This is a genomic window from Rhizobium sp. Root1204 (assembly GCF_001424965.1).
Taxonomy (GTDB): Bacteria; Pseudomonadota; Alphaproteobacteria; order Rhizobiales; family Rhizobiaceae; genus Pararhizobium.
The window spans coordinates 73,080-87,154 of record NZ_LMCZ01000034.1; the positions used below are offsets into that span (position 1 = coordinate 73,080).

Genomic DNA, 14,075 nt, shown 5'->3' on the forward strand with positions numbered 1-14,075 from the left:
ATCAGGAAACAACGACCATGCTCGACAAAACGCACCGCGTCGCCGTTGACGCCCCCGCCCTCGATGGCGGCATCAAGAAGCCCAACCTGATGACGGTCGAACAGGCCAAGGACATGAGCGTCGCCGACATGACGACGCTGTTCAAGGATCATCTGAATCCGGGGCAGCTTCATTTCATGAAGCTGCTCGGCTTCAACAAGATCAAGATCGAGACCGCCGAGGGCATGTATTATGTCGACCAGAATGGCCGGAAGATCCTCGACTTTTTCGGCGGCTTCGGTTCGCTGGCGCTCGGCCATAACCACCAGCGCCTGATCGCTGCGCGAAAACAGTTCCAGGACGAAAACCGCCACGAGATCGCCATTGCCTTCATGTCGCAATATGCGGCGGCGCTCGCCAAGAACCTCGCCGAAATCGCGCCGGGTGACCTCGACATGGTGTTCCTCGGCTCCTCCGGCTCGGAGGCCATGGAAGCCGCCATCAAGCTTGCCGAGCGCGTCGCTGGCCCGAAGCGGCCACGTATCGTCTATGCCGAGAACTCATTCCACGGCAAGACACGCGGCGTTCTGTCGATCACTGACGGCCCGCTCTATCGGGGTGATTTCCAGCTGCTCGACAACAACGTCAAGGTGCCGTTCGGCGACATCGAGGCGATCCGCCGCGCTTTCGAGAGCGATCCGACGATCGGCGTGCTTGTGCTGGAAACCATTCAGGGCGGTGGCGGCATCAATATCGCACCGCCGGAGTTCTGGCAGGAGGTTCGCGCGCTTTGCAACAAGCATGGCGTCATCTGGGTGGCCGATGAGGTGCAGTGCGGTGTCGGCCGTTCCGGACGTTTCTTTGCCTTCGAATATGCAAACGTCGTGCCCGATATCACCGCGGTCGCCAAGTCTCTTGGCGGTGGCAAGACGGCGATGGCTGCCATGATCGCCCGCCGCGAAATCTACATGAAAGCCTATGGTACGCCGAAGACGGCGATGATCCATGCCCATGCCACGTTCGGCGGTATTGGCGAGGCATCCATCACGGCGATCGAGACCTTGAACGTCCTCTATGACGAGGACCTGATCGAGAATGCCGCCGTACAGGGTGAATACCTGCTGGAACGCCTGACTGCGCTGAAGGACAAGTATCCGAAGATCATCAAGGACGTGCGCGGGCAGGGCCTGATGATCGGGCTGGAGTTCCAGGATTTCAGCCAGACGCTGCCGCTCGTGCTGCGGCCGGTGGTTGCCGTGCTGGACGACAAGCTGAAGGGCTCGCTGTCGGGTTTCATCGGCGCGCTTCTGCTGCGTGATTACGATACGCTGGTGGCTTTCACCGAGTATAACCGTAACGTCATCCGGCTCTTGCCGCCGCTGATCTGCGAACGCCAGCATGTCGATCAACTCTGCGACGCCCTCGACGACCTGCTCGGCCGCGGCATCATCCGCATCGTCAAGGATTTCGTCGGCAGCCAGTTCGGCTGATCGTCCGGGACAGGATTGAAATTGCATTGCGGGCGCGCGGCTGGCAGCTGCGCGCCCGCTTCACTTTCGGTTCGAGCGACCGGTCGGAAGTGCTTTAGTCAAGCAAAACGACGGCCTCGACCTCAAAGAGCATCGGGTCAATTGCAAGTTTGGGGACCGGAATCAGCGTCTGCGCCGGCAGCGTTTCGCCGAACATCTCCTTGATGTTCCGGGTCAAGACCTCAAGCTTGGACATATCGTGATCGACCACGAAGACCGTCAGCTTTGCGACCTGATCCGGCTTTGCGCCGAGTGCATCAAGGGCGGCGCGCAGATTCGCATAGGCCTGCTTAACCTGAACGGCAAAGTCAGGCGACAAGGCTCCCGTACTGTCCTGCCCTCCCTGTCCGGAAATATAGGCGACCCGGCCTTCGCGGGGCACGATCACCGCCGTGCTGTAGCCATTTGGCGTCGGGTCGTAGAGGTTCTTAGGATTGACGATGGTCAACCTGCGATCGCTGTCGTTTGCTGCCGCCGCAGTCGAAATTCCCGCAGTCATGATGATGAGCCCTCCGATAAGCAGATGCTGGATTGCGCGTGACATGATTTTCTCTTGGTTGCGCTGACCACGAGCAACGTACCCTCGCGTCTGCAGGATTGGATTTTAACGCATTGCGAACTGACTCGTACGTTGTACGATAAAATCGCATCGTACAACGTACGAGTCAATCCGTCAGAATAGACATGCGCTGTATTGTCGGCTTACATCGGCATTCTGATCGGTGAGGAAGACGGATGGCAGGCAAAGGCAGCGGCGCGCAGAGCAAACGGCCTCAACAGACAGATATGTCGATCCAGCCTGCGGCTGAGCGCGGCGAGCCGTCTCTCTCCCTGGAGCGGATCGTCGCCACTGCGGTAGAACTGCTGGACGCTGAAGGCATCGGCGGATTGAAGATGCGCCGGCTGGCCGACCGGCTCGGAGCGGGCGCCATGAGCCTCTATTGGCACGTCGCCAACAAGGAGGAACTCGTTGATCTGGCCCTCAACGCGGTGTTCGAATATCGCGGATCGTCGGCAACGGGCAAGGCTGAAGATTGGCGCCAGGAAGCCATTCACATGCTCGAAGACTGGCGCGCCAGCATGTTGCGCCACCCTTGGTCAGCATCGTTGTTGCCGCAACGAGCCCTTGGCGCAAACATCCTCGGCCGGTTGGAGTTGCTGAGCAAGACCTTGGCCAGAGCCGGTGTCGCCGACGCAGATCTGAACGCGGCGATATGGTCGCTCTGGAACTATGTGATCGGCGCGACCATCACTCGGGCGAGCTTCGACCTCTCGGAAGAGGACAGGACGGCAGGGCATCAGCGACTGACACGTCTCAGCGAACACTACCCGACAATCGAACGCTCGCGTCTGCTGCTGGACAACGATTGGGATGGCGTTTTCAGGAAAGGTCTCGACTTCCTGCTGGATGGCCTCGTTCAAAAATGAGGCTGGTAGTTGTCGAATCTCCACGCACTATTTGAGCGTCGAAATTTCGACCCGGCGATTGCGCCCGTCTTCGGGATCGGCCGGAAAGAGCAGGGCGGTTTCGCCAAATGCCCGCAGAACCAGCCGTCTCGTATCGATCTTGTAATGCGTCAACAGATACCGCGTCGCTGATGCGGCCCGCGCCCGGCTGAGGTCGAGATTGTCAGCGTCGGTGCCGGCCGCATCCGTATGACCGCCGATCACGAACCGGTAGGAAGCAAGCTCGCTGGATTGCAGCGCTGTGCCGGCAGTGTCGAGAAGGCGCTCTGCCTGTGGTGTCAGTTCAGCCGAACCGAAGTGAAAATTGACCGCGAGATTGACCGTCGCCAAAAGCCTGTCGCCGTAGCTGTTGACTGTTTCCAGATCCTTGGCGCCAACGATCTTCAATCCCCGGGTTTTCTCCTTCTGCGCCAGGGCCGGGTTGAGCGAGCGGATCAGCAGATCCGGTGTTGCCGTGGTCAGCACGTCCTGCGCCGAAGCCACCGCCGGAAACAGGCCGAGACTGAACACAAGAGATTGGAAAAAAGCATACCGCATGTGACCGCCCCGGATTTCCAGGCCATGAAATAACTGAAGAATAAGCAATGCTGCAAAGAGTAGAATTGCGCCTAATACGCCGTCAATTCCCAAACAGGGAGCGGCGGCTTCAATGCATCTTGGGCCGCAAGCGGCTGGCTCACATGTTCCCGCAGGAACAGTTTACGGGCAGTATAACGGCGCAGCCTGGCGGCATCGGAAAGGCTAGTGTTTTTGCCCGTTCACCATCATGTCGAACTCGACGATATTGGAATAGATCGGTATTCCGACCGACATGTCGTAGCGGGTACGGAAGACCCCGCCCTGGATGTGAAATCCGATGACGCGCCGGTTCCATTTGGTCAGTGTCGCATCGAAATGTTCGGTTCGGGTCGTTCCCTTGGCCGTCAGGTTGCCTTCGATCTGTGCCGTGTCCTCGCCGGTACGGGTGATCCTGGTCGAGCGGAAGACGATTTTCGGGTAGGCTGCGGTATCGAACACGGCGGTGGAGCGCAGGAAGTTCTCGATGCGCGGTTCGCCGGTCTGAACGGTTTCCGGATAGAGCGAGAATTCCACCACGGATTTGCCGATGTCGCCGCTATCCAGCTGGAAGGTGCCGGAGAATTTGGTGAATTTGCCGGAAATGCCGCCGCCGCCGACCTGTCCGACCTTGAAGTTGATCTGTGACGATCCGTCGATATCGTAGCGGCCGGCCGCGTCATCCAGCGTCGGCGCCTTGGCTTGAGACAAGGCCGGATGAGCCACGAGACCCGCAAGTGTCATCAATGCGGCGGTGATTACCATTGAATGCGCAGACATTTTTATGGTCCTTCCCAATTGCCCGGTTTTCGCCGTGTAAGACGCACGATGCAGCGGAAATATTCCTAGCTGCGGCGGCTGCGCAGCATGCGGACAAGCACCGCGTCGTGGCGGATGAAGTGATGGTGGAGGGCCGCCGCCGCATGCAGCAACACAAGTGCTGCAAGGCCGTAGGCGAGAATGGCGTGGGCGGTTGTCCACACGGTTTCGGCAACGGCGGATTTCTCCAGCGGCAGATGCGGGATGACGACGAGATTGAAATAGAAGCTCGGAATATCGAGCGTCGAGACTGATGCGAGTGCCCAGCCGGTTATTGGCACCGCCAGGGTCAGGCAGAGAAGCAGGCTGTGGACGGCAAAACTCGCCTGTCTTTCCCGGATCGAGAGCCCCGCAACGGCCGCCGGATGCCGGCCCGCCAGCCACCAGAGAACGCGGATGATACAAAGGCCAAGGGCTGTGAACCCGAAGGACTTGTGCCACTGGAAAAGGTCGAACTGCAACACCGGGTCAATGCTTGGCAGGGTCATGGCGTAACCAAGCACCAGCAACCCGGCGATCAGGACGGCAATCGTCCAGTGAAGCAGAATGGTCACCCACCCGAACGTATCCGGCCCGTTGCGCAGCATCACCGATCTCCGGCTGTCAAAAGCACTGGCCGAATCATCGCTCTTTCGCGCGGTGCGGACAAGCCGGTCAGCCTTCACGGTTTCGATACCGGCGCTTGGAAAACCGGCCGCAGCGTGGCTACCAGGTTGCCGGTAAGCTTTTCTTTGCCCGGCTTATTTGCTAGGGCCTTTGCCGGGAAAAGGACAATGCCCTTAAGGAGACGACATGACGCCCGAGGTAAAACCGCTTGTTGCCGGAAACTGGAAAATGAATGGTCTGCGGGCGTCGCTCGATCAGATCAAGGCGATGGCGGAAGGCGTCAAGGGCGATCTGTCTGCAAAAGTCGAGACGCTGATCTGCCCGCCCGCGACGCTGCTCTATGTGGCAACGGCGCTGTGCGACGACAGCCCGCTGCTGATCGGCGCGCAGGATTGCCACGAAAAGGTGTCCGGCGCCCATACCGGTGACATCTCCGCCGAAATGATCGCCGATTGCTTCGGCACTCATGTCATCGTCGGCCATTCCGAACGCCGCACCGACCATAAGGAAACGGATGCTCTCGTTCGCGCCAAGGCCGAGGCTGCCTATGCTGCCGACTTGATTGCCATCATCTGCATCGGCGAGACCGGTGATGAGCGCAAGGGCGGCCAGACGCTGGACGTCCTGAAGCGCCAGCTCGCAGGCTCCATTCCGGACAGCGCCACCGCTGAAAACACCGTGATTGCCTATGAACCGGTCTGGGCGATCGGCACCGGCCTGACGCCGACGGCAGCTGACGTCGAGGAAGCCCACGCCTTCCAGCGCGCAGAGCTCGTCGCGCGCTTCGGCCCGGCCGGCGCCAAGATGCGCATCCTCTATGGCGGCTCCGTCAAGCCGGGCAATGCTAGGGAATTGATGGGCGTTGCCAATGTCGATGGCGCACTGATCGGCGGGGCAAGCTTGAAAGCCGACGACTTCCTCGCCATCTACCGGGCGTATGACGAACTCACGGCCTGATCCCGGCGACCATTCCTGAAATTTCTGTCCGTCTATCTCTGGTATTAAGTCCATGGAGAGACGGGCAGGGGCTTTTAATGCGCGGTGGCTTGGTATATGCAGCCGCAACACTAATCTTTGCCGCCTGGAGCGGACGCAGAAACTTGCGTTGCAATTTCGATGCGTCTCCCATGCCGGACGATCACTCGATCGCGTTTCAGATCAGGCTTTCTCATGAAGCCGGGCGAGGCGTGATCTAAGGCAGGACTGGACAAAATGCAGACCGTATTGCTTGTCATCTATCTCATGGTTGTGCTGGCGCTGATCGGCGTCGTGCTCATTCAGCGCTCCGAAGGCGGCGGCCTTGGCATCGGCGGCGGCTCGGGCTTCATGTCCGCACGCGGCACCGCCAACGCGCTGACCCGCACCACGGCGATCCTTGCAGCTTTGTTCTTCGTGCTGGCGCTCGGCATGGGCATTCTCGCCCGCTACCAGCCGAACGCCACCGACGTTCTCGACCGCATCCCGGGCACGACCAACAACGGCAACGGCGTGCTTGATTCGCTCGGCGGCGGCACAACACCGCCAGCTGGCGAGACGCCTGCCCAGACACCGACGCAGACACCCGCACAGTCCGGCGCCGCCACCCAGACGCCTGCGACCACTACGCAGACGCCGGCAGCAACCCAGACACCTGCGACGACCGAAACAAAGCCGGCAACGTCCGGTTCGGAAGTCCCAAGCGGCCAGTAAGGCTCAATGCAGATATAATCGCCGGCGGAAGCCAGTCTTCCGCCGGTTTTCTTTTGTTTGAATTTTGCCACCCGAACCTTTTGAACGAAAAAATTCTGAAAGATGAATTTTTCGGTGGCGGAATCATTTTTGAAACGGTATCCGGTGAAGCCCATGGCGCGATATGTATTCATCACTGGCGGCGTGGTTTCTTCCCTTGGCAAAGGGATAGCCGCAGCTGCTCTCGGAGCGTTGCTGCAGGCCCGGGGTTACCGGGTGCGGCTTCGCAAACTTGACCCCTATCTCAACGTCGACCCGGGCACCATGAGCCCGACGCAGCACGGCGAAGTGTTCGTGACTGACGATGGCGCGGAGACGGATCTCGATCTCGGTCACTACGAGCGCTTTACCGGCCGCTCGGCGACCAAGACCGACAACATCACCACCGGCCGCATCTACAAGAACATCATCGACAAGGAACGCCGCGGCGATTATCTCGGCGCCACTGTCCAGGTCATCCCGCACGTCACCAACGAGATCAAGAACTTCGTCACCGAAGGCAATGACGAGTTCGATTTCGTCATCTGCGAAATCGGCGGCACTGTCGGCGATATCGAGGCGATGCCGTTCATGGAGGCGATCCGCCAGCTGAAGAACGATCTTCCGCGCGGCACCGCGATCTATCTCCACCTGACGCTGATGCCTTACATCGCAGCTGCAGGCGAATTGAAGACGAAGCCCACCCAGCATTCCGTCAAGGAACTGCAGGCGCTCGGCATCCACCCCGATATCCTGCTGGTGCGCGCCGACCGCGAAATCCCGGAGGCAGAGCGCCGCAAGCTGTCGCTGTTCTGCAACGTCCGTCCGTCCGCCGTCATCCAGGCGCTCGACGTCGCGTCGATCTATGACGTTCCGATCGCCTATCACAAGGAAGGCCTCGACAACGAGGTCCTGGCCGCCTTCGGCATCGAGCCGGCACCGGCGCCGCGCATCGAAAACTGGCTCGAAGTCGCCAACCGCATCCGCACGCCGGAAGGCGAGGTGACCATCGCCATCGTTGGCAAGTACACCGGCCTGAAAGATGCCTACAAGTCGCTGATCGAGGCGCTGTATCACGGCGGAATCGCCAACCGGATCAAGGTCAAGCTTGAGTGGATCGAGTCGGAAGTCTTCGAAAAGGAAGATCCGTCGCCCTATCTCGAGAAGGTCAACGGCATCCTCGTGCCCGGCGGTTTTGGCGAGCGCGGCTCCGAAGGCAAGATCCAGGCGGTTCGTTTTGCCCGTGAGCGCAAGGTGCCATATTTCGGCATCTGCTTCGGCATGCAGATGGCAGTCGTTGAAGCGGCCCGCAATCTCGCTGGCATCGAAAAGGCGTCCTCGACTGAATTCGGCAAGACCGAAGAGCCAGTCGTCGGCCTGATGACCGAATGGGTCAAGGGCAACGCGCTGGAGAAGCGCGCAGCCTCCGGTGATCTCGGTGGCACCATGCGTCTCGGTGCCTACAAGGCCAGCCTCAAGAAGGGCACCAAGATCGCCGATATCTACGGCTCGACCGATATTTCCGAGCGTCACCGCCATCGCTACGAAGTGAATGTCGATTACAAGGATCGGCTGGAAGCCTGCGGCCTGGAATTCTCCGGCATGTCACCGGACGGCGTGCTGCCGGAAACTGTCGAGTACCCTGATCACCCATGGTTCATCGGCGTCCAGTACCACCCGGAACTGAAAAGCCGCCCGCTCGATCCGCACCCGCTGTTCGCGAGCTTCATCGAAGCGGCGGTGGAGCAGAGCCGGTTGGTCTGACAAGATTCGGCGTTAGCCAGTAACTCACCATGAGTTCAGATACATAAACCGCTCGCAACAAACCGTTGCGGGCGGTTTTTGTTCGTAGCTACGGTTTTCTCGCCGAGATCAACTGGCTTCCCGATGGCATGGTATCGAATGCAATGTCGACGAAGCCCGCTTCCGACAGCCAGTAACGGTATTCGCGTCGGGTATACGACGCGCCTTCCGGATAAAGATTCATGAAGGTCAAATCGTAGAAGACGGCCTCCAACGGTGACACCCGGTCATCGTTGAGAATGCCGACACCGCTGATCACTATTCTTCCGCCTGACTTGAGGCTGGCATGGGTGTTGCGAATGGCTTTGGCCGCCTCGTCGCGTGATAGCACCTGGATCACCGCCTTTAGAATGGCAAGGTCGTGGGGAGTGCTCGACGGTGTCTCCACGATATTGCCGGCCTCGAATCTCAATCCATGGGCGAGTGGTTCTCCTGCCAGAAGTTTCTTCGCAAGTATTATATTCGCCGGAAATTCGAGCAGGGTAACTTGAAGGCCAGGCTTGGTCTCACGCAGTCCGATGAGGGAATGGCCAGGCCCGCCACCGATATCGATGGCCGAGTGCACGCCTTCGAAGTCGATCATGTCCGCCAGCCGGCGTCCGAAGGCCAATGCACTTGGCGCCGTTCCACGGAAGAATGCCAGTGCTTCCTCGGGATCTGACGTGGCGAAATCATGTTTCGCGGCGGGACGTGCCTCGCGAATAGATGTGGCGGTCATCAGATCTGCACGCCAGAGTTCATCGAGAAGTTGGTGCTCCTCGCCGATATAGCCGGGTTCTCCCTGGACAAGGTACGCGGCCGCCTCCGGACCATTGCAAAAACCTGTGTCGTGGATTTCCAGAAGGCCAGCCGAAACCAAGGCATACAGCAATCGCTCGAGGCGGCGCGGATCGACATTCAGAGCGCGCGCCACATCTGCTGCCGTGAGGGTAGTGTCGCCAAGTACAGTAAACACGCCGAGTATCACGCCGGCATGCAGGGCGAATGCCGGAGCAATGGATGCTTGAAGAGATTGGATGAGAGTGGGTTGCGGAATTGCATTCTTCAACGTCATCGCAAACGCCCTCGACAGAAGAAAACTCCGGTAACTTTATTGTCGTGCAATGGCTCTGTCGAGCGCTTGTTCGGTGGACGGTGAGACCGGGGGAATGGTGCAGAAGATAACTGTGGCAGCAGCTATGCCGGTCTTTCGTTGAGTGCAATCCATGCGCCGATTGGGTAATCCGAGGGCCGATATCGGCCCTCGCCGGGAATGTTGAGCACACTATAGTGCGTGAGTTTTCAATTGGATCGAGTTTGCCACGGCGGGAAATCACGCGTCGGTTGGAATGCGCGCGATAACCTTGATCTCGAAATCGAAGCCGGCGAGCCAATTGACACCGATTGCGGTCCAGTTAGGGTAAGGCGGCTTGCTGAAAACCTGTTGCTTGACGGTCATGATGGATGGGAACTGGTTTTCGGGGTCAGTGTGAAACGACATCACATCCACGATATCATCGAATGTGCATCCGGCTGCGCCCAGCGTGGCCTCAAGATTTTTAAAGGCTAGTCTGACTTGCTGTTCAAAATCAGGTTCAGGCGTTCCATCGGTGCGGCTGCCGACCTGCCCGGATACGAACAGAAGGTCACCGGATCGAATGGCAGCAGAATAACCATGCTCCTCATAGAGAGCATGTTTGTTCGGGGGGAAGATTGCTTGGCGTTGTGTCATTTTCATCTCTCGTAATGGGATGGGACCGCATTTGGTGAGCGGCGCTTTGTACTTCACAGGTCATGCTATTTCATATACGGTGCGTATACGAAATAGCAGCATGCGCCTCGCATGTCAATTTCGTATACGAAGCGTATATGAATTTGAGGATAAGATGGCCAACCGGCGCCTCGAGATGATGGAAGAAAACCGCGTCAAGCTGATTGCGGCCGCACGCAGGGCCTTTGCCGAAAAAGGATATTCAGCCGCGTCAATGGACGATTTGACCGCTGAAGTTGGTCTGACGCGTGGCGCCCTCTATCATAATTTCGGGGACAAACGGGGGCTTCTGGCGGCAGTTGTCGAGCAGATCGATTCTGAAATGGCTTCGCGCGCGCAACAGATCGGGGCAGGGGCGGGAGGCGATTGGCAGTGTCTGCTGGCCGAAGGTGCGGCCTATATCGAGATGGCGCTGGATCCTGAAGTGCAACGCATCGTCTTGCGCGATGGTCCTGCCGTCTTGGGTGACCCGTCGCAATGGCCGAGCCAAAGCAGTTGTCTACAGGCGACCCGGCAAACGGTAGAGCGATTGATTTTACAAGGAGTTCTTAAACCTGTGGATGCCGAAGCCGCCGCCCGCCTTCTCAGTGGGGCAGCACTCAATGCTGCGCTTTGGATCGCTGCCAGTGACGATCCGCAGGACGTCCTGCCGAAGGCTGTCGAGGCATTCCAGTCCCTGGCCACGGGTCTTCTGGTGAGGCTCGCATAAACGGCCCTTGCTCGCGCCAATTCCAAACCAGCGCGCCATCTCAAAGAAAAATTATCCCCGCAAATCCCCGCCCTGAAAAACCGTGTGATGATCATGGGGTTCTGTCACGGATACACCGCAAGACGTTTGCGGCGAGGCAGGGCTGGCGCTCCACGTGAAGCCTCACCGTCTCCTGCAAGGAGGCTGCGAACGTCAGGCGGACCGGAAGGAGAGCCCCCGGAAAATGGATTCCCCCTGTCCTTCTGGGGCGGGTGTGCCTGTGTGGCACGCATNCGCAAGGAGGCTGCGAACGTCAGGCGGACCGGAAGGAGAGCCCCCGGAAAATGGATTCCCCCTGTCCTTCTGGGGCGGGTGTGCCTGTGTGGCACGCATGCCGGGATGAGGATCGTGACGTACCGGAACCGTGATGCTGAACGCCGGAACCGGAAATCTATGTCGCGTCGATCGTCCCGGGTCAGAGGATCCGCAGTCGGGGTCTGTAGGGAGGAGAGCTCCCGAGAGAACGCCAAACGGGGCGCTGGAAGGCGTCAATTAAATTTACTCATTAGAGGCGGTTTCCAGTGCCCCGTCCGATTGAGTGCATGTTTTTTCAAAACCACGGCGGACACCGCGCGGGGATGCTTTTGCTGTCCGCTACGCCGGATCGTTGTCTTTACATCCAGCAGTTTGGCACTAGGTCGCTTGAATGGCTTTTGGGAAAAGCCTGCATCGTTTCTTCATTCGGGAGGCCGCTGCGGGCCGGAAGAAGGAGCGCGGGAATGGCGGATGAAATCACCACGGAAACACTGAAGGTCTTGCGCGCCGACGTGCCGCTCAGCGCCACGCTGCATGTCTGGCTGAAGGCGCTGACGCCCGATGCACCGGGCACGATGGCGTTCATGCTCGGCGGCGACAAGATCGGCGAAGTCTCCGTCAGCAATGCCGAGGAATATGTGTTCCGTACCTTCGTCGCCACCAGCGGCGGTGCGCTCTCCTGTGTCTACGACAGGACGACGACGGCGGTCTCCGTCGCCTATTTTTTCAACGCCGCCGAGGTGGTGGAAAAGGGTATTACCGTCATGCACACCAGCGCCGCCAATGCGCCTGCCCCCGTGCCGCATGGCTATCATTTTCGCCCGCCCTTCGGCTGGATGAACGATCCCAATGGCTTTGGCCGTTTCGCCGGGCGCCCGCACCTGTTCTATCAGCATTACTCCCATGGCCTTCGCTGGAACACCATGCACTGGGGCCATGCGGTGTCTAAAGATTATATCCACTGGCATCACATGCCGGTCTTCCTGTTTCCCTCCGAAGACCTGACGGCGCGGCCGGACCGGAGGGGCGGGGCCTTTTCCGGTTCCGCCATCCCGATTGAGAATGACGGCGGCATCCGCGTCTTCTTCACCGAACAGGTGATCGATCGCACGCCGGAAACCCAAGTGCAGCTGACCGCCACCTCGCACAACATCATCACCGCCAGCCAGGCGGAAATCATTCTGCCCAATCGCCCGGCGGGCCTTGGCCTGACGCTCGATTTCCGCGACCCTTACGTCGTCAAGGGGCCGGACGGCCTGTGGAAAATGGTGCTCGGCAGCCTCAGCCAAAAAGGCGGCGTCATCCTTCTTTATGAGACCGATGATCCCACCGGCGCCGATGGCTGGCGTTTTACCGGAACGCTGCTGCTGGAGGAGCGGTTCGGCACCGCCGTCATCGAGTGCCCCTGCCTGCTGCCGCTCGATGGCCCGGCGAATGATCCGAAGACCCGTTGGGGCCTGATCTACGGATTGATGAACAGCACCCATGCCGATACCGGACGCAAGAACCTGACGCTGATTGCGGTCGGACATTTCGACGGGGTTCGCTTTCTGACGGATTTCGAGCAGGAACTGGATTTCGGCACCGACAACTATGCCTTTCAGGCTTTTGTCGATGACGGCGCACCGGTCGGCATCGGCTGGCTCGCCAATTGGGCGGATGTCTCCCACACGATCGATTTCCCAACCGCGATGACCCTGCCAAGAAACCTGCACCTTCAGGACGGCGCGGTGCTGACGCCACCGGTTTCGGCGGTCGAGAGCCTGCGCAACGGTGTAATCGACGAAACCAGACTTGTGACCGGCGAAACCGTTCGTCTGGAAACCGGCGCCGTCGAAATCCTGCTGGAACTGTCCTGGCCCGGCGCGCCCTTCGTTCTCCATTTCGATCATCCCGATGTGGATCTGGCGCTGCAACTTGATGCGGAGGGCCTGTCCATCCTCTACACCCTCCCGGGCGTCGTCACCCTGCCGCGCTACATCGCCCGCGGTGCCCGTCCCGTCAGTCTGCGGATTTTCCTCGATGCGGGCTCGATCGAGGTCTTTGCCGATCATGGCCGCTGGGCGGGAACGAAACGCATCGAAGGGTTCGAGCCGGTTCGCTCGGCACGTCTGGAGGCCGAGAAGGGTTACGTTACGTCAGGCAAAATTTTGGCGTTGAAACTATAGGCTTTTCCGTTCGGAATCGGTCGGAGACGGGTAAAAGGGCCGTCCCGATTTATCTAAAAACCTCTCTTTAACGTTTACCGGTTAGTAATCTCTCTGAAAGTGAGAGACTTGAGCGATGCGTATTGCGTTTATCGTCGCCCTTCTGCTTCTGGCCGGTTGTGCGAGTGCCCCAAGGGATACCCGGAATGCCTGCGCGATTTTCGAGCAGCGTGACGGCTGGTTCAACAATTGGCAGCGCGCCGCAAACCACGCCGAGCGTCAGTATGGCGTGCCGGTGCATATCCTGATGGCGACGATCTACACCGAATCCGGTTTCCGCCCGAATGCCCGGCCGCCCCGCACCAAACTGTTCGGCTTTATCCCGTGGAAACGCCAATCGACCGCCTACGGCTTCTCGCAGGCGCTGAACGGCACATGGTCGGAGTACAAGCAATCGACCGGCAACCTTTTGGCGCGGCGGACGAAATTCTCCGACGCGATCCACTTCGTCGCCTGGTATCACAACAAGAACAGCCGCAAGAACGGCATTGCCCGCAACGACGCCTACAATCTCTATCTGGCGTACTATCTCGGGGATGCCGGCTACAGAAAAGGCGGCTGGCGCGGCAATACCCAGCTGCAGAAGGCAGCCCAGCGCTCGGCAAATATCGCCAATGCCTATGCTAAGCAGTTGCGTTCCTGCAATTGAG

14 protein-coding genes are annotated in these 14,075 nt (G+C 59.3%); 8 read left to right on the plus strand and 6 right to left on the minus strand.

The genetic code is table 11. The annotated features are described in order from the left end of the window. Positions 1-17 precede the first annotated feature (17 nt). On the plus strand, positions 18-1,469 hold the full coding sequence (locus ASC96_RS21515; RefSeq protein WP_112834734.1) for an aspartate aminotransferase family protein: 1,452 nt from the start codon (positions 18-20) through the stop codon (positions 1,467-1,469). Positions 1,470-1,563: 94 nt separating this feature from the next. On the opposite strand, the gene ASC96_RS21520 is transcribed toward ASC96_RS21515, so the two are convergent. Continuing rightward, a complete protein-coding gene (locus ASC96_RS21520) occupies positions 1,564-2,052 on the minus strand; it encodes a RidA family protein (RefSeq protein ID WP_060505148.1) in 489 nt (162 codons plus the stop codon). A 191-nt stretch (positions 2,053-2,243) separates the two neighbouring features. On the opposite strand from ASC96_RS21520, the gene ASC96_RS21525 reads away from it, so the two are divergent. Continuing rightward, entirely contained in the window at positions 2,244-2,936 is a 693-nt protein-coding gene (locus ASC96_RS21525) for a TetR/AcrR family transcriptional regulator C-terminal domain-containing protein (protein WP_060505149.1), read from the plus strand. Positions 2,937-2,963: 27 nt separating this feature from the next. On the opposite strand, the gene ASC96_RS21530 is transcribed toward ASC96_RS21525, so the two are convergent. From ASC96_RS21530 to ASC96_RS21540, 3 genes are all read right to left on the minus strand, one after another. Then, a complete protein-coding gene (locus ASC96_RS21530) occupies positions 2,964-3,512 on the minus strand; it encodes an OmpA family protein (protein ID WP_060505150.1) in 549 nt (182 codons plus the stop codon). A gap of 204 nt (positions 3,513-3,716) precedes the next feature. Continuing rightward, a complete protein-coding gene (locus tag ASC96_RS21535) occupies positions 3,717-4,295 on the minus strand; it encodes a YceI family protein (RefSeq protein WP_244482291.1) in 579 nt (192 codons plus the stop codon). 80 nt (positions 4,296-4,375) lie between these two features. Further along, a complete protein-coding gene (locus ASC96_RS21540) occupies positions 4,376-4,936 on the minus strand; it encodes a cytochrome b (protein ID WP_060505152.1) in 561 nt (186 codons plus the stop codon). Between the two features lie 205 nt (positions 4,937-5,141). Here ASC96_RS21540 and tpiA point away from each other — a divergent pair, with 205 nt between their 5' ends. From tpiA to ASC96_RS21555, 3 genes are all read left to right on the plus strand, one after another. Continuing rightward, a complete protein-coding gene (tpiA, locus tag ASC96_RS21545) occupies positions 5,142-5,912 on the plus strand; it encodes a triose-phosphate isomerase (protein WP_060505153.1) in 771 nt (256 codons plus the stop codon). Positions 5,913-6,167: 255 nt separating this feature from the next. Beyond that, positions 6,168-6,644, plus strand: a complete 477-nt coding sequence (secG, locus tag ASC96_RS21550; RefSeq protein ID WP_060505154.1) for a preprotein translocase subunit SecG — start codon at positions 6,168-6,170, stop codon at positions 6,642-6,644. Positions 6,645-6,788: 144 nt separating this feature from the next. Continuing rightward, a complete protein-coding gene (locus ASC96_RS21555; protein ID WP_060505617.1) occupies positions 6,789-8,426 on the plus strand; it encodes a CTP synthase in 1,638 nt (545 codons plus the stop codon). Between the two features lie 88 nt (positions 8,427-8,514). Here the strand turns inward: ASC96_RS21555 and ASC96_RS21560 are convergent, their stop codons facing one another. Next, positions 8,515-9,519 (minus strand): methyltransferase, encoded by a 1,005-nt coding sequence (locus ASC96_RS21560; protein ID WP_060505155.1) that lies wholly within the window; start codon positions 9,517-9,519, stop codon positions 8,515-8,517. Between the two features lie 258 nt (positions 9,520-9,777). Next, positions 9,778-10,176, minus strand: coding sequence for a RidA family protein (locus ASC96_RS21565; RefSeq protein WP_060505156.1), 399 nt, complete (start codon positions 10,174-10,176; stop codon positions 9,778-9,780). A gap of 154 nt (positions 10,177-10,330) precedes the next feature. Here ASC96_RS21565 and ASC96_RS21570 point away from each other — a divergent pair, with 154 nt between their 5' ends. The 3 genes from ASC96_RS21570 to ASC96_RS21580 all read left to right on the plus strand — a co-directional run bounded on the left by ASC96_RS21570 (position 10,331) and on the right by ASC96_RS21580 (position 14,074). Then, positions 10,331-10,924, plus strand: coding sequence for a TetR/AcrR family transcriptional regulator (locus ASC96_RS21570; RefSeq protein ID WP_060505157.1), 594 nt, complete (start codon positions 10,331-10,333; stop codon positions 10,922-10,924). A 758-nt stretch (positions 10,925-11,682) separates the two neighbouring features. Next, positions 11,683-13,386, plus strand: coding sequence for a GH32 C-terminal domain-containing protein (locus ASC96_RS21575; protein ID WP_060505158.1), 1,704 nt, complete (start codon positions 11,683-11,685; stop codon positions 13,384-13,386). Between the two features lie 115 nt (positions 13,387-13,501). Then, positions 13,502-14,074 carry a transglycosylase SLT domain-containing protein gene (locus ASC96_RS21580; protein WP_060505159.1) on the plus strand — a complete coding sequence of 191 codons (573 nt, stop codon included), beginning with the start codon at positions 13,502-13,504 and terminating at the stop codon, positions 14,072-14,074. Position 14,075 lies beyond the last annotated feature (1 nt).